This window comes from Streptomyces iakyrus (assembly GCF_000717055.1).
Lineage (GTDB): Bacteria > Actinomycetota > Actinomycetes > Streptomycetales > Streptomycetaceae > Streptomyces > Streptomyces iakyrus.
This window is the reverse complement of the sequence record NZ_JNXI01000007.1, coordinates 155,080-169,933: the sequence shown is the minus strand read 5'-3', so window position 1 is coordinate 169,933 and position 14,854 is coordinate 155,080. Positions and strand designations below refer to the sequence as shown.

The following is a 14,854-nucleotide window of genomic DNA, read 5'->3' as shown; positions in this document are numbered from 1 at the left end:
GCGGCCCCACCGGAGCCACCTGTTCCACGGCAGTGGCCTGGATCACATGGCTCGGATTGAGTGCCCGGCCGGGCGGATGTCCGTACTCCTGGGTGTCGGGGCGGGGCCGGATGCGAGGATGAGGCGCCATGACAGTCGGGTGGTGTGCTCGCGCGATACGGGCCGCGGTGTTCGCGGCCGTCTGTGTCGTGCTCGCCGCCCTGGGGCACGTCATGATGTCCGGCGACCACGTGCCCCTGTCGACGCTGCTGGCCGGCTGGGCCGTGACGGGCGCGGCGGGCTGGTGCCTGGCGGGCCGCGAGCGCGGACTGCGCCCGGTCGTCGGCGCCGCCGTGGCCGTCCAGACGGCGCTGCACTCGGCGTTCTCCCTCGGCCCGCCGGCACCTTCCGCACCGGGGGCCCACTCCACGGACATGCCGTCCATGAGCCACGGCATGGGATCCATGAGCCACGACACGGGGGCGGGCGTCATGGCGGCCATGTCCCCGCACGCCGGGCACGTCCCCGGCGGTGACTCGTCCCTCGGCATGCTCGCCGCGCACCTCCTGGCCGCGCTGCTGTGCGGCCTGTGGCTGGGCCACGGGGAACGGGCCGTCTTCCGGCTGCTGCGTGCTGTGGGCAGCCGGCTCGCCGCGCCGCTGCGGCTGCTGTCCGCCCTGCCGGTACCGCCGCCCCCGCCCGTGCGCCGGCGGCGACGGCCGGCGAACCGCTCGCCCCGCCGCCTCCTTCTCGTCCACGCGATCACCACCCGGGGACCACCCGCGGGGGCCGCTGCCGCCTGACGGCAGCCGGTGCCGACCGGGGCAGCCCCTGCGCGCTCCGGCAGCGGCCGTCCCCCGTGCCATGCGCGCACCCGGTGAGGTCAGTCCTCCCGGCGCGCGGTACGGGCACGCCCGCGCCCCCCGCTCACCGGACCGCGCACCCACGCACGCACGTCCGACCTCACGGCCTGCCTGCTCGCGTCCTCGCGGTCCCGGAATCCCGACAAGGACATCAGGTGATCACTCCTGCCCTGCCCCTTCCGCACGAGAGATCGGCGTCGGCCGACGCGTCGATAACCGCCTGGGCGCTGGCCGCCCGCGGCGGCGACTCCGCGGCCGTCGACCACTTCGTGCGCGCCCTGCACCGTGACGTCATCCGGTACGTCGCCCATCTGTGCGCCGACCCGCAGGCGGTGGACGACCTGGCGCAGGACACGTTCCTGCGGGCGCTCGGCAGCCTGCACCGGTTCGAGGGCCGCTCGTCGGCGCGGACCTGGCTGCTGGCGATCGCCCGGCGCGCGGTGGCCGACAGCATCCGCCGCACCGCCGTACGCCCCCGCCCGGCCGACCTGCCGGACTGGCAGCCCGCGGCCGAACTCGCCCAGCCGCGCGGCCTGCCCGGCTTCGACGACGGCGTCGCGCTGCTGGAGCTGCTGGCCGGGCTGCCGGACGAACGCCGTGAGGCGTTCGTCCTCACCCAGCTGCTCGGCCTGCCCTACGCGGAGGCCGCCGCGCTGTGCAACTGCCCCATCGGCACGGTCCGTTCCCGCGTCGCCCGCGCCCGGGCGACGCTCCTCGCCCTGCTCGCCGCGGCCGAGGAACCGGACCCGGCCCTCGCCGCGGCCTGACACCCGTCGGCGACCGCACGGTGCCCGCCGCCTCTTCCCGGCGGGCACCGGCCGGTGAACGGCCGCCCATGCTCAGCGCTGCCGGGCGGCGGGCCCCTCGTCCCGCGCCTCCACCTCCCTCCAGAAGGCGCCGACCCGCGCGTTGAACACCTCCGGCACCTCCTGGAACGGCTGATGCGCCTCCCCGGGCAGCACCTCGAACACGGCGCCCGGGATGCCGTCCGCGACCGCGCGGCCCAGGCGCGGCGGTGTGGCGAGGTCGAGTTCACCGGCGAGCACCAGGGTCGGGGTGCTGATGCCGCCGAGACGGGCGAGGGTGTCGTGGCCGGCGAACGCCGCCAGCTGGCGCTGGAAGGCCTCGGCGGACTGCGGATGCCCGAAGGCCAGCGCCTCGTCGATGTAGCGGCCGACCATGCCGTCGGCGTGGGCGCGCGGGGTGTAGACCCACAGGTAGAACGCCTCCAGCATGGCCCGTTCGTCCGGGGCGCGTTCGGCCATCCAGTTCCAGAAGTCCGTCATGGTGCGGAAGTAGGGATCCGGGCGGGCCATCGTGCTCATGAGGACGAGGCTGCGCACCAGTCCGGGGTGGCGCAGGGCCAGTTCCTGGGCGATGAAACTGCCGCCCGAGAAGCCCGCGACGTGCGCCGTCGGAACCCGGAGCGCACGCAGCAGCGCCGCCGCGTCGTCGGCCATCCCCGCGACGGAGAGCGGGCCGTCGGGCAGCGGGCTGCGGCCCGCGCCGCGGTTGTCGAACGCGGTGAGCCGGTAGCGGTCGGCGAACCCGTCGAGCTGTGGCTGCCACGCCTCGGCGGGGTCCCCGAGCCCCGCGACGAGCAGGACGTCGGGTCCCGCGCCCCGCTGCTCCACCCAGAGTTCCACGCCGTCGGCGTCGACCGTCCTGCCCATGGCTCACCCCCGCGCCGGTTCGATGTTCTGGTTGGCGTGGAAGAGGTTGTCCGGGTCGTAGGTGCGCTTGATCCGGGCGAGCCGGTCGTAGTGGCCGCGGTACGTCGCCCGGACCCGCTCCTGGCCCTCGCCCGAGCCCATGAAGTTCACGTACGAGCCGCCCATCGAGAACGGGTGCAGCTCCTCCTGGTAGCCCACGCACCACCGCCGGATCGTCTCGGCGTTGGCCGGGTCGGGGTCGACGCCGGCGAAGACACCGGACCACAGGGCGTCCCGGTAGCTCCACGCGGTGTCGTCCGGGCCGACCCGGTGGGCGGCGCCGTCGATCGGGTAGAGGTGCATCAGCGAGAGCGGCGTGGGGTTGTTCCGGCCGTAGGCGAGGTGCACGTCCAGGGCGGCGTCGGGGATGCCGTCGAAGAAGTCGCCCCGCCAGTACCACTGGTAGCCCGTCGGGATCAGCTCGTCGAACATGCCCTGCAGTGCGTCGTAGGGCATCGGCGTCGTGAAGTGGAAGGCCGGCCGGCCCGCGTCGTTCACCACCGAGAGGGTCTCGTCGAGCCTGTCGAGGTCGCCGGTGCAGCACCACACGATGCCGCACACCTTCGTGCCGTGGAGCTCCTCGGGGAAGGGCGGGCCGGGCGGGACGACGAGGACGGCGAAGAAGCCGTAGACGTCCTCGGGTGCCTGCGGGAGGAACGCGCGGTACCACGCCAGCACTTCACGCGTGCTGTCGACCGGCCAGACGGTCACCCCGACGCCGACCGTGCCCACCGGGTGCAGCCGGTAGGTGAGGGAGGTCGCGATGCCGAAGTTGCCGCCGCCGCCCCGCAGGGCCCAGAACAGGTCCGGGTGCTCGGTCTCGCTCGCGGTGACGAAGCTGCCGTCGGCCAGCACCACGTCGGCGGCGATCAGGTTGTCCACGGTCAGTCCGTACTTGCGGGTGAGGTAGCCGTGGCCGCCGCCGAGGGTCAGACCCCCGACGCCCGTCATGGAGATGATGCCCGTGGGGGTGGCGAGACCGAAGGCCTGCGTGGCGTGGTCGAGGTCGCCGAGGTGGCTGCCGCCGCCGACCTCGGCGGTCCGCGCCTCCGGGTCGACCCGCACCCAGCGCATCGGCGAGAGGTCGACCGTCACGCCGTCGTCCACCAGGCACAGGCCGGGGCCGCTGTGCCCGCCGCCCCGCACGGCGAGTTCCAGGCCGTGGTCGCGGACATAGGTGACGGCCGCCATCACGTCGGCGGCGTCCGCGCAGGGCACGAAGGCGGCGGGCCGTTTGTCGATCATCGCGTTGTAGATCCTGCGCGCCTGGTCGTATCCGGCGTCCGGCGGGCCGATCACCGGCCCCCGCAGCGTGGTCCGCATGTCTTCCAGGGTGGCGGTGTCCATGGCGATCTCCTCGGGACGCGGGCCCGTGCTGACATCACCAGCCTCTCGCCGACCGCGGAGCGTCGCATGTCCGGAGCATGCGCGGCCGCCGGGGGAGGGCCGTGCCTGTTCCGGTCCCTCCGCCCGGCGGCTCGTGTCAGGCCAGGGTGACCTCCACCGGCAGCTTCTTGATGCCGTTGACGAAGTTGGAGCGCACGCGCGGCGCGTCGCCGGTCAGGCGGATGTCCGCCAGCCGCGGGATCAGTTCCTCGAACATGATGCGGATCTCGGTGCGGGCGAGCAGGTTGCCCAGGCACAGGTGCGGGCTGCCTTTGCCGAAGGTGACGTGGTCGTTGTCGCGGCGCGCGACGTCGAAGTCGTAGGGGTTGCCGAAGACCTCCTCGTCACGGTTGCCGGAGGCGAACCACATCACCACCTTGTCGCCCTCCTTCACCCGCTTGCCGCCCAGCTCGACATCGCGCGTGGCGGTGCGGCGGAAGTGGTAGACGGGGGAGGCCCAGCGCAGGAACTCCTCCACCGCGACCGGGATCAGCGACGGGTCCTCCTGGAGGCGGGCCAGCTGCCCGGGGTGCTGCAGGAGGGCCAGCATCGAGTGGGAGATGGTGTGCCGGGTGGTCTCGTTGCCGGCGACGACCAGCAGCAGGAAGTAGTTGTCGAAGTCCTGCGGGGAGAGCGGGACGCCGTCGCGGGGCGTGGTGTTGACCAGGCGGGAGACCAGGTCCGTGCCGTCGCCGCCGCGCCGCTGCCGGGCCAGCTCCCGGCCGTACGCGAAGACCTCCAGCGAGGCGGGGGAGCGGAAGGGCAGGTCGCGGTACCGCTCGCTCTCCGCGCTGTGCAGCAGGACGTCCGCGTAGTCGGGGTCGGTGTGGCCGATGATGCGGTTGCCCCAGTCGATGAGCTTCCGGTTGTCCTCCGGCGGCACGTCCAGCAGCCGCGCGAGCACATTGATGGGGAAGTCCGCCGAGACGTCCTCGACGAAGTCGAAGCGGCCCTTGGCCAGGGCGGCGTCGAGCGTCCTCGCGGTCAGCCCGCGCAGGAAGTCGGTGTACCCGCCGATCACGTTCGCGCCGAACTGCCGCTGGATGACGCTGCGCAGCGCCCGGTGCCGTACTCCGTCCAGTTCCAGGATCGAGGCGCGCTTCTTGATCTGGTCGTCGTCGACCTCCTCCAGGTTGACGAACCTCGTCGACGTGAAGGTCTCCGCGTCGCGGTCCACCCGGACGATGTCCTCGTGCCGGGTCACCGCCCAGAAGCCGGAGTTGGGCGCCTCCTCGGGCTGCCAGTGCACCGGGTCCTCGTGGCGCAGGGTGTGGAACATCCGCCATGGCGTCACGCCGTCGGTGAAGCGGTCCAGGTCGGTGAGGTCCACGTCGGCCAGGGGCAGCGGTTCGCGCAGGGCGTCGGTCGGGGTCTCGGTCGTCATCGGCATGCTCCTCGGCGTCACAGGGGGCGTCACAGGTGGTAGGCGTACTCGGTGAACTCCCAGTCCGTGACGTGCCGGTGGAAGCGTTCGACCTCGTCGCGCTTGTAGGAGAGGAAGGACGTGGTGAAGCCCTTGCCGAGCAGGCCGGTCAGGGCGGTGTCCGCCTCCAGCGCGTCCAGCGCGGCGGACAGGGTCTGCGGCAGGACGGCCGAGCGGGCGGTGTCGTAGCCGTACCCCTCCAGCGGCGCGGGCGGCTCCTCGCCGGCCAGCACGCCCAGCAGGGCGGCGGCCGTCGTGGCGGCGATCGCCAGGTAGGGGTTGGCGCTCGCGTCACCGAGGCGCAGTTCGAGCCGGGCGCCGCTGCCCCGCTCGGGCGGGATGCGCACCATGGCGCTGCGGTTGTCCAGGCCCCAGTCGATCAGCCAGGGCGCGAGGGTGTCCGGGCCGAAGCGTTTGTACGAGTTGACCGTGGGGTTGAGCAGCGCGGCGAGGGCCGGTGCGTGGGCGAGGACACCGGCGACGGCGTGCCGGGCGGTGTCGGACAGTCCGTACGCGCCCGACGGGTCGTCGAAGGTGTTGCGGCCCTCCTCGTCGTCGCAGGACAGGTGGAGGTGGAAGCCGGAGCCGCCCGCGTCGTTGAAGGGCTTGGCCATGAAGGTGGCCAGCCGGCCCTCCTTCCGCGCCAGTTCCTTGACCGCGGCCTTGAAGCGGAACGAGCGGTCGGCGGCCGACACGGCGTCCGAGTGGGCCAGGTTGATCTCGATCTGGCCGCCGTCGAACTCGTGGTTGCCGCTGATCGCGCCGACCTTCAGATCACGCACGTGCCGCAGGGTGCGCAGCAGGTGGTTGTCCGGGTCGGCGCGCAGACCGGCGGTGTAGACGACCCCGGGGTCGGGCGCGTAGCGGCGCCAGCCGCCGGACCCGTCCGGCTCGCACAGGAAGTACTCCAGCTCGGGTCCGACCACCGGCCGCAGCCCGTGCTCGGCGCACCGGGCGAGGACGGACCGCAGCAGATCGCGGGGCGACTCGGGGGCCGGCGCGCCGGTCGCCGGGTCGACGACCTCGCCCAGACAGGCGGCCACCCCCGGCTCCCAGGGCAGCGGCACCAGCGTGTCGAGGCCGGGGCGGACGCAGATGTCCGGCAGCCCCGCGTCCAGCCCGCCGCTGACCGGGACAACGTCCCCCTGCGGGCTGGTGTGGTAGACGGCGCGGCAGAACGCCAGGCCGTGCTCACAGGCCCGGGGCAGCTCTTCGAGCAGCACGTCACGCGCCCGGTCGGTGCCGATCAGGTCGGGATAGGTCACCCGGACCACGTCGATGCCGTCGGCGGCGAGCCGGTCCATGTGGCGGCGGACTTCTTCGGAATCGTGAGCGCTCACCGTTGTCTCCTCGGGCGGACGTCGGGACACCTCCTGGACACGGGGCCGGGGAGGCGGGTGGCGTGAGAGTGAGCGTCCGGGCGCGGCGGAGCCATGACCGCCCAGGGCTGTTTGACGCCAAACGGTAAGCGGGGACGAGGGGCCCCGCAAGAGGCTCGGCCCAACAATTTATCCATCCGGATAGCTCTTGACCGGACCCCTGCCCCTGCCTACCTTGTTTGAAGCCAAACGAGTTCGGGATGCTTCCACGCACCCCGTTGGCCGGGGCCCGGCCCTTCCGGCCGGGCCCCGTTTTCCTGCTTTTCCGCCGCTTTCGACGCCCTCACATTCAGGAGGACCGGCCATGAAGGTCGTCGTCGACATGAACAAGTGCCAGGACCACGGCCAGTGTGTCTTCTCGGCACCCGACGTCTTCCGGATGGACGACGACGGCCGCCTCGCCTACGTCCCCGACCCCGGCGACGCCCTGCGCGACGAGGTCGAGGAGGCCGCGGACGTCTGCCCGCTCCAGGCCATCCGGATCGAGGACTGACATGAGCGGGCGCATCGTCGTCGCCGGCGCCTCCCTGGGCGGACTGCGGGCCGCCGAGCAACTGCGCGCCGCGGGGTGGAGCGGCTCCGTCACGGTGATCGGCGACGAGCCGCACCCGCCGTACAACCGGCCCCCGCTGTCCAAGGAGGTCCTCGCGGGCAAGGCGGCCTTCGCCTCCCTGGCCTTCGCACCGAAGGCGTCAGTGACGGACGTGGAATGGCGGCTCGGCACGAGGATCGTCTCCGCCCGGCTCGCCGACCGGACCGTCGAACTCGACGACGGCGCGGCGCTCCCCTACGACGGTCTGGTCGTCGCCACCGGCATGCGGCCCCGCCGGCTGGACTGCCCCGGGCCGGTCGCCGGCCGCCACACGGTCCGGACGATCGACGACGCCCAGACGCTGCGGGTCGGGCTGACCCGGCCCGGCGTACGGGTCGTCGTGGTCGGCGCCGGGTTCATCGGCTGCGAGGTCGCCGCCACCGCCGTCGGTCTCGGTGCCGCCGAGGTGACCGTGGTCGATCCGCTGCCCCTGCCCATGGCCGGGCCGCTCGGGGAGCTGCTCGCCCGGGAACTGCGCGCGCGGCACGAGCAGCGCGGGGTCCGCTTCGTGCTGGGCGCGGGCGTGGCCGGGTTCGAGGGCGGTGACCGTGTCACCGGGGTCGTGCTGAGCGACGGGTCCGCGCTGCCCGCCGACGTGGTGGTGGAATCCGTGGGATCGGTCGCCAACACCGAGTGGCTCGACGGCAACGGACTCGACCTGAGCGACGGCGTGCTCACCGACGGGCACCTGCGTGCCGGCGGCCGTCCCGAGGTCGTCGCCGTGGGCGACGTTGCCCGCTTCCCCAACGCCCGCTACGACGGCGTGCCGCGGCGCGTCGAGCACTGGTCCGTGCCGACCGACTCGGCCAAGCACGCGGCGAAGGTACTGGTGGGCGGCGCCGCCGGCGTCCCGTCCTTCGCGCCCCTGCCCACCTTCTGGAGCGACCAGCACGACTTCCGGTTGCAGTCCTTCGGGGCGCCCGGTCTGGGGCTCGGCGACGTCCGGGTCCTGGACGGCGACCTCGCGGGGGACGTGCTGGTCGGCTACCACCGCGACGGTCTGCTGGTCGGCGTCGTCGCCCTCGGGGGGCCTTCCGCCGCGCGGGCCGCCGCCCGGTACCGCGCCGAACTGCTGAAGCAGCCCGCCCTCACCGCGCAAGGAGCCCTCTCATGACCGGACTTCGTGGTTACTTCCACCCCAAGACCGCGACGGGCGCCTCGTCGCTGATCCCGTCCCCGCCGTGGCGGTACTCCGGCGACCTGCTCACCGTCGAGTACCGGACCGATCCCGCTCGCGTGCGGGAACTGCTGCCCGAGCCACTGGAGCCGGCGGAGGAGGACCCGGGGGCCGTCGCCCTGATCTGGGCCGACTGGCAGTCGTGCTCGGCCTCGGGGGAGGAACTGCTGGATCCCGTGCGGGCGCAGTACAAGGAGGCGTTCGCGGTGGTGCGGTGCCGGTTCCGGGGGCGGACGTACTCGCGCTGTGTCCACATCTGGGTGGACAAGGACTTCGCGATCGCGCGGGGGCTGCACCAGGGGTATCCGAAGAAGCTCGGCTCCATCCACCAGACGCGGCCGCATCCGTACGGGCCCGCTCCGCGAATCGAGGCGGGGGCGCGGTTCGGGGCGACCCTGGCGGCTGCGGACCGGCGGCTCGCGCAGGCCGTGGTGACGCTGCGGGAGCCGTCCGGGAGCGGCGGGTTCGTCAACGCGCATCCCATGGCGCATCACCGGTGGCTGCCGTCGGTCGAGAAGGGCAAGGGGCTCGCTCTCGATGAGCTGATCGAGTCCGGGGCGGCGTCCTTCGAGGGCGGTCAGGCGTGGGTGGGGGAAGCGGAGCTGGAGCTGTTCGAGGCGCCCACGGAGGAGCTGGCGCGGCTGGAGGTACGGGAGCCGATCGCTGCGTATTACAGGCAGGTCGGGGTGGTTTGGGATGGGGGGCGGCTGCTCGAGAGTGGCACGTCCGGGGTGGTTGCCGAGTAGTGCCGGTGGGCGGGTGCGGGCTCGTTGTGGTTGTTCGCGCAGTTCCCCGCGCCCCTGGGGAAATGCAGATGCCCCTCGTTGAATGGAACTCTTCTTATGTCTGAGAGCATCACCGTCGCCGGTGTGTCCGTCGACACCCGGCACTGGATCGGGGGGCGTCGCGTCGCCTCCGCCGGGACCTTCACCGATCACTCTCCCATCGACGGCAGCGCGGTCGGCGAGATCGCCCGGGGCGGGCCCGATGAGGCCGAAGCCGCTGTCGGCGCCGCCCGGGACGCGTTTCCCGGCTGGGCCGCCACCCCTCGCGCCGAACGCGCCCGCATCCTGCACGCCGTCGCCGACGGCGTCGAGAAGCGGACCGAAGAGCTGGCGATCGTCGAGACCACGGACAACGGGGCGCTGCTGCGCTCCCACCGGCGGGGGGTCATGCCCCGCGTCGCCCACAACTTCCGGTTCTTCGCCGACTGGCTGCTCCGGCTGGACCACGAGGACTTCGAGACGCGCGGTCACACCAACCACGTCAGCTGGGACCCGGCCGGGCCCTGCGTGCTGATCACGCCGTGGAACGCGCCCCTGATGCTGGCCACCTGGAAGGTCGCCCCCGCCCTCGCCGCCGGGAACACCGTCGTCCTCAAGCCCGCCGAGTGGTCGCCGCTGACCGCCTCCCTGCTGGCCGACATCGCCGCGGAGGCCGGACTGCCCGCCGGTGTCCTCAACGTCGTCCAGGGGTACGGCTCCGAGATCGGCGACGCGCTCACCTCCCACCCCGACGTGCGCCGCATCAGCTTCACCGGGTCGGTGCCGACGGCCAGGCGGATCGCCGCCTCGGCCGCGGCGAACCTCACGCCCCTGAGTCTCGAACTCGGCGGCAAGTCACCCCTGTTGGTGTTCGCCGACGCCGACCTCGACCTGGCCGTCGACCTCGCCGTGGAGCAGTACGACAACGCCGGGCAGGTCTGCCTGGCGGCGACCCGGCTGCTCGTCGAGGAGCCGGTCGTCGAGGAGTTCACCCGCCGGTTCACGGAGAAGGCCTCGGCCCTGCGGCAGGGCGACCCGCGCGATGAGGGCACCGACATCGGGCCCACCATCCACCCGCGCCAGCTGGAGAAGATCGACGGCTTCGTGCAGCGGGCCCTCGCGGCCGGGGCGCGGGCGGTCATCGGCGGCCACCGCAAGGACGGGCAGTACTACGCGCCGACCCTGCTGACCGACGTCGCCCAGGACTCGGAGATCGTGCAGGAGGAGGTCTTCGGGCCGGTCCTGACCCTCCAGACCTTCACCGGCGAGGACGAGGCCGTACGGCTCGCCGACGACACCCGGTTCGGGCTGGCCGCCACCGTCGCGACCGGCGACCGGGAGCGGGCGGAACGGGTCACCGCGCGGCTCGTCGCCGGCACCGTCTGGGTCAACTGCTTCTTCGTGCGCGACCTCCAGGCACCCTTCGGCGGCTCCCGGCAGTCCGGGGTCGGACGCGAGGGCGGCACCTGGAGCTTCGACTTCTACTGCGACCTGAAGAACACCGTCACCGCCCCGGAGGGATGGGACCAGGACCATGGGTGAGATCGTCGGGGCCGGGCTGCTCGCCCACGTGCCCACCATCGTGCTGCCCGAGGCCGACCGGCTGGAGCTCAACGAGGGCAAGGAGATCACCCTCGTCACCGGCCTGCGGGAGCTGCGCCGGGACGTCTTCGAGCGGGATGCCGCCAACGATTACGACACCGTCGTCGTCCTGGACTCGCACTGGGCGACCACCGTCGAGTTCGTCGTGACCGCGCAGGCGCGCAGGGCCGGGCTCTTCACCTCCGAGGAACTGCCGCGCGGCATGTGCAGGATGCCGTACGACTTCCCCGGCGACCCCGAACTCGCCCACAACGTGGCCGCGTTCGCCGACAAGCACGGCACCTGGATCACACCGATCGACGACGCGTACCTGCCGATCTACTACGCCACCCTCAACCTCTGGAAGTACCTGGGGGAGGGCCTGCCCGACAAGCGGTGGGTCACCATCGGCGTCTGCCAGACCGGCGACATGGAGGACCACCTGCGGCTCGGGCGGGCCCTGGCCGACGGGATCGCCGCGACGCCCGGCCGCCGGGTGCTGCTCATCGCCTCCGGTGCCCTCTCGCACACCTTCTGGCCGCTGCGCGAACTGCGCGACCACGAGGCCAGCGACCCCGTCCACATCCGCACCCCCGAGGCCCGCGAGGCGGACTACGAGCGCATCGCCTGGTTCAAGGAGGGCCGCCACGACAAGGTCCTGGACACCATGGACGAGTTCTGGAAGTTCAAGCCCGAGGCGAAGTTCTTCCACTACCTGATGATGGCCGGCGCCCTCGGCGAGCGGCACTGCTCCGCCCGGGCCCGTCAGTACGGCGCGTACGAGAACTCCGTCGGCACCGGCCAGGCCCACCTCTGGTTCGACCGCCCCGCCGGCGGCTGGACCGCCGCCCAGACCCCCGCGCAGGAGTCCGCCCATGCCTGAGTACCGCCGTATCCTCCTCGACGGCGCCGCCGTCCAGGTCACCGTCGACGATGACGAACTCGTCGCCGGGGACGGCCGCCGCGTCAAGACCGAGGACGCCCGGCACTTGCCGCCCGTGGTGCCGTCCAAGGTCATCGCCGTCCACCTCAACCACCGCAGCCGCGTCGAGGAGTTCCGGATCGGGCTCCCCGACACCCCCACCTACTTCCACAAGCCGACCTCGGCCCTCAACGCCCACCAGGGCGCTATCGTCCGGCCCGAGGGCTGCAAGTGGCTCAACTACGAGGGCGAGGTGGCCATCGTCATCGGGAAGACCGCGCGGAACATCTCGCCGGCCGAGGCGGGGGAGTACATCGCCGGGTACACGGTCGCCAACGACTACGGCCTGCACGACTTCCGCGACACCGACGCCGGGTCCATGCTCCGGGTGAAGGGCTCCGACACCCTCTGCCCGCTCGGCCCCGGCCTGGTCACCGACTGGGACTTCCACGGCAAGCGGCTGCGGACGTACGTCAACGGAGAGGTGGTTCAGGACGGTTCCACCGACGAGATGACCTGGGACATGCACTACCTCGTCGCCGACATCGCCCGCACCATCACCCTGTACCCCGGGGACGTCCTGCTGTCCGGCACCCCCGCCAACTCGCGTCCCGTCCGGCCGGGCGACGTGGTCGAGGTGGAGGTCGAGGGACTGGGGCGGCTCACCAACCACATCGTGACCGGGCCGACCGCCGTCCGCACCGATGTGGGCGCCCAGCCCACGGAGTCGGAGGAGGTGCTGTCGACCGCGCTCGGCGGCGACTGGGAGTTCCGTGGCATCCGGGCCCCGCGCCGCTGACGCGGGGCACGGCCGCCCCGTCGCCGAGTGCGAGCACCCGGGTAGGGTCACGAGCATGACCGAGCCCGCCGGGCGACGCCCCCGCAAGCGCGTGAACTACGGCACGGGACGTGAGGCCCTGCTGGAGGCCGCCGTGCGGGTCGTGGCCCGGGGCGGGCTGCGCAGGCTCACCTACCGGGCCGTCGCGGAGGAGGCCGGCGTCACCCACGGCCTGGTCGTGCACCACTTCGGCTCGCGCGACGCCCTGATCGAGGAGGCCGTGGCCCACGCCATCCGCTCCTCCCTGAGCAGCAGCGCCCTCGAACCGGGCACAGGCGAGGTCGCCGACTTCTCGGTGGGCCTGACGGACATGGTGGAGGCCGGTCCGGACCTCCAGGCGTTCCAGTACGAACTGCTCCTGGAGGCCCGGCGCCGCCCCGAGCTCCTGGCCCACCTGCGCTCGCTGTACGACGAGTACTTCGACGCGACCCGGCGTGAGCTCACCCAGATGCTGCCCGGCCCGGTCGGCCAGGGCCTGTCCCGGATGGTGTTCGCCACGCTGGAGGGACTCGTCCTGCACCAGCTGGTCTTCGGTGAGCGCGAGGTCATCGACGAGGCCCTGGACGAGCTGCGCTCGGTGCTGCGGCTGCTCGCCGAGCGGCCCGGCGGCGAAGCCTGACCCGCTCCAGCCCCCGCCGTCCCGCGGCGCCGGAATTCCTCGTCCCTCACCCCTTGCCAAACGGATAGTTCCGCCCCACGATGAGGCAACTCGTTTGGCCTGAAACGATCCTTCCTCCCCTCTGGCAGGTGATCCGAGTGGACAGTCAGACGGTCTCCCGGCACGCGACGGAACCGGACGCGCCCACCGCAGGCACGCTCAAGCCCAACGCCCTCGGCGTCCTGGGCATCCTCTTCTTCGTCCTGTCCGCCCAGGCCCCGCTGACCGGCATCGCCGGCGCGGCCCCCATCGCAGTGGCCCTCGGCAACGGCCCCGGCGTGCCCGCCGCCTACCTGGTGGCGGGCCTGGTGATCCTGCTGTTCTCGGTGGGCTTCGTCGCCATGGGCCGCCACGTGGTGGACGCGGGCGCCTTCTACACGTACATCGGCAAGGGCCTGGGCCGCACCACCGGCACCGGCAGCGCGGGCCTGGCGCTCTTCGCCTACTGCACCATCCAGGCCGCCATGTACGGCCTCTACGGCGCCATCGTGAGCGGCCTGGTCGCGACCCATACCGGCCTCGACCTGCCGTGGTGGCTCTGGACGCTGGCCACCATGGCCGTCGTCCAGGCGCTCGGGGCGGCCGGTGTCGAGATGGGCGCCAAGGTCCTCGCCGTGTTCGTCCTCGCGGAGTTCAGCATCCTGTCGGTCTTCGCCCTGGTCACCCTCTTCAAGGGCGGCGGACCCGAGGGGCTCGGCCTCGCCGACAGCTTCTCGCCGTCCGCGGCCCTGGACGGCGCCCCGGGCGTGGCCGTGATGTTCGCCGTGGCCTCCATGTTCGGCTTCGAGGCCACCGCCATCTACGGCGAGGAGGCCCGCGAGCCCAGGAAGACGGTGCCGCGGGCCACGTACCTCGCGGTCGCCGTGGTCACCGGCTTCTTCGCCCTGGTCTCCTGGATGCTCATCTCCTCCTACGGCGCCTCGAAGGCCACCGCTGCCGCGGGCAAGGCCCTGGAGGGCGGCGACGGCGCAGGGTTCGTCTTCACGCCCATCGCGGCCGACTTCGGCGGCTGGGTGGGCGACGTGCTGCCCGTCCTGCTCGCCACGTCGCTCTTCGCCGGCATCCTCACCTTCCACAACTCGGCCAACCGCTACCTGTTCTCCCTCGGCCGCGACCGGCTGCTGCCGCTGCGGCTGTGCCGGCTCAACCGGCGCCACGCGCCCTGGACCGCCGGGTGCGTCCAGACGGCGCTCGCCGTCCTCCTGGTCGTGCCCTTCGCGCTGACCGGCAAGGACCCGGTGCTGACGCTGTTCTCCTGGTTCAGCGGCGTCGCCGTCCTGGCGATGATGCTGCTGTACCTGCTGACCTCGGTGTCCGTCGTCGTCTTCTTCCGCCGCGCCCGTCTCGACACCCGCCCCTGGAACACGCTGATCGCACCCGTCCTGGGCGCACTCGGCATCGCGGGCGCGATCTGGCTCATCCTGGCCAACTTCACCACCCTCATCGGCGGCGAACGCACCACCGCCCTGTGGCTCACGCTGTCCGTCCCGGTCGTCATGGCGCTGGGCCTCCTCGCCGCCCGGGTGCGGGGCAGGGCCGCCGGCGGCTGACCACGAGCGCGGTCGTCCGCGACAGCCCCG

General features: G+C 72.7%; 14 protein-coding genes. 10 read left to right on the top strand and 4 right to left on the bottom strand.

Translation table 11 applies throughout. The features are described 5' to 3' along the window. Window positions 1-128: 128 nt before the first annotated feature. Both OO68_RS13980 and OO68_RS13975 read left to right on the top strand, forming a co-directional pair. Window positions 129-782 (top strand): hypothetical protein, encoded by a 654-nt coding sequence (locus tag OO68_RS13980; protein WP_078625288.1) that lies wholly within the window; start codon window positions 129-131, stop codon window positions 780-782. A 215-nt stretch (window positions 783-997) separates the two neighbouring features. Next, window positions 998-1,609, top strand: a complete 612-nt coding sequence (locus tag OO68_RS13975) for a sigma-70 family RNA polymerase sigma factor (RefSeq protein WP_033308651.1) — start codon at window positions 998-1,000, stop codon at window positions 1,607-1,609. 72 nt (window positions 1,610-1,681) lie between these two features. Here the strand turns inward: OO68_RS13975 and OO68_RS13970 are convergent, their stop codons facing one another. The 4 genes from OO68_RS13970 to OO68_RS13955 all read right to left on the bottom strand — a co-directional run bounded on the left by OO68_RS13970 (window position 1,682) and on the right by OO68_RS13955 (window position 6,703). Beyond that, complete coding sequence (locus OO68_RS13970) at window positions 1,682-2,515, bottom strand: alpha/beta fold hydrolase (RefSeq protein WP_033308650.1); 834 nt, start codon at window positions 2,513-2,515, stop codon at window positions 1,682-1,684. Between the two features lie 3 nt (window positions 2,516-2,518). Then, window positions 2,519-3,901, bottom strand: a complete 1,383-nt coding sequence (locus tag OO68_RS13965) for an FAD-binding oxidoreductase (RefSeq protein WP_033308649.1) — start codon at window positions 3,899-3,901, stop codon at window positions 2,519-2,521. Window positions 3,902-4,037: 136 nt separating this feature from the next. Next, a complete protein-coding gene (locus OO68_RS13960) occupies window positions 4,038-5,324 on the bottom strand; it encodes a cytochrome P450 (protein ID WP_403551431.1) in 1,287 nt (428 codons plus the stop codon). A gap of 29 nt (window positions 5,325-5,353) precedes the next feature. Continuing rightward, complete coding sequence (locus OO68_RS13955) at window positions 5,354-6,703, bottom strand: glutamine synthetase family protein (protein WP_033308647.1); 1,350 nt, start codon at window positions 6,701-6,703, stop codon at window positions 5,354-5,356. 343 nt (window positions 6,704-7,046) lie between these two features. On the opposite strand from OO68_RS13955, the gene OO68_RS13950 reads away from it, so the two are divergent. The 8 genes from OO68_RS13950 (at window position 7,047) to OO68_RS13915 (ending at window position 14,824) form a co-directional block, all read left to right on the top strand. Further along, a complete protein-coding gene (locus OO68_RS13950) occupies window positions 7,047-7,235 on the top strand; it encodes a ferredoxin (protein ID WP_033308646.1) in 189 nt (62 codons plus the stop codon). 1 nt (window position 7,236) lies between these two features. Then, complete coding sequence (locus tag OO68_RS13945) at window positions 7,237-8,448, top strand: NAD(P)/FAD-dependent oxidoreductase (protein ID WP_033308645.1); 1,212 nt, start codon at window positions 7,237-7,239, stop codon at window positions 8,446-8,448. Next, window positions 8,445-9,257 carry an acetoacetate decarboxylase family protein gene (locus tag OO68_RS13940; RefSeq protein ID WP_033308644.1) on the top strand — a complete coding sequence of 271 codons (813 nt, stop codon included), beginning with the start codon at window positions 8,445-8,447 and terminating at the stop codon, window positions 9,255-9,257. Before OO68_RS13945 ends, OO68_RS13940 begins: the two co-directional genes overlap by 4 nt. 96 nt (window positions 9,258-9,353) lie before the next feature. Beyond that, entirely contained in the window at window positions 9,354-10,817 is a 1,464-nt protein-coding gene (locus tag OO68_RS13935) for an aldehyde dehydrogenase (protein WP_033308643.1), read from the top strand. Then, on the top strand, window positions 10,810-11,739 hold the full coding sequence (locus OO68_RS13930; RefSeq protein WP_033308642.1) for a 3,4-dihydroxyphenylacetate 2,3-dioxygenase: 930 nt from the start codon (window positions 10,810-10,812) through the stop codon (window positions 11,737-11,739). The genes OO68_RS13935 and OO68_RS13930 overlap by 8 nt, the downstream gene beginning before the upstream one ends. Continuing rightward, complete coding sequence (locus OO68_RS13925) at window positions 11,732-12,577, top strand: fumarylacetoacetate hydrolase family protein (protein WP_033308641.1); 846 nt, start codon at window positions 11,732-11,734, stop codon at window positions 12,575-12,577. The genes OO68_RS13930 and OO68_RS13925 overlap by 8 nt, the downstream gene beginning before the upstream one ends. Window positions 12,578-12,632: 55 nt before the next feature. Next, a complete protein-coding gene (locus OO68_RS13920) occupies window positions 12,633-13,235 on the top strand; it encodes a TetR/AcrR family transcriptional regulator (protein ID WP_033308640.1) in 603 nt (200 codons plus the stop codon). Window positions 13,236-13,372: 137 nt separating this feature from the next. Beyond that, window positions 13,373-14,824, top strand: coding sequence for an APC family permease (locus OO68_RS13915; protein ID WP_033308639.1), 1,452 nt, complete (start codon window positions 13,373-13,375; stop codon window positions 14,822-14,824). Window positions 14,825-14,854 lie beyond the last annotated feature (30 nt).

Excerpts from the sequence above, each read along its gene's own strand:
- OO68_RS13980 (WP_078625288.1), top strand. The coding sequence starts at position 129 with ATGACAGTCGGGTGGTGTGCTCGCGCGATACGGGCCGCGGTGTTCGCG.
- OO68_RS13970 (WP_033308650.1), bottom strand. The coding sequence starts at position 2,515 with ATGGGCAGGACGGTCGACGCCGACGGCGTGGAACTCTGGGTGGAGCAG.
- OO68_RS13965 (WP_033308649.1), bottom strand. The coding sequence starts at position 3,901 with ATGGACACCGCCACCCTGGAAGACATGCGGACCACGCTGCGGGGGCCG.
- OO68_RS13960 (WP_403551431.1), bottom strand. The coding sequence starts at position 5,324 with ATGACGACCGAGACCCCGACCGACGCCCTGCGCGAACCGCTGCCCCTG.
- OO68_RS13950 (WP_033308646.1), top strand. The coding sequence starts at position 7,047 with ATGAAGGTCGTCGTCGACATGAACAAGTGCCAGGACCACGGCCAGTGT.
- OO68_RS13945 (WP_033308645.1), top strand. The coding sequence starts at position 7,237 with ATGAGCGGGCGCATCGTCGTCGCCGGCGCCTCCCTGGGCGGACTGCGG.
- OO68_RS13940 (WP_033308644.1), top strand. The coding sequence starts at position 8,445 with ATGACCGGACTTCGTGGTTACTTCCACCCCAAGACCGCGACGGGCGCC.
- OO68_RS13935 (WP_033308643.1), top strand. The coding sequence starts at position 9,354 with ATGTCTGAGAGCATCACCGTCGCCGGTGTGTCCGTCGACACCCGGCAC.
- OO68_RS13930 (WP_033308642.1), top strand. The coding sequence starts at position 10,810 with ATGGGTGAGATCGTCGGGGCCGGGCTGCTCGCCCACGTGCCCACCATC.
- OO68_RS13925 (WP_033308641.1), top strand. The coding sequence starts at position 11,732 with ATGCCTGAGTACCGCCGTATCCTCCTCGACGGCGCCGCCGTCCAGGTC.
- OO68_RS13920 (WP_033308640.1), top strand. The coding sequence starts at position 12,633 with ATGACCGAGCCCGCCGGGCGACGCCCCCGCAAGCGCGTGAACTACGGC.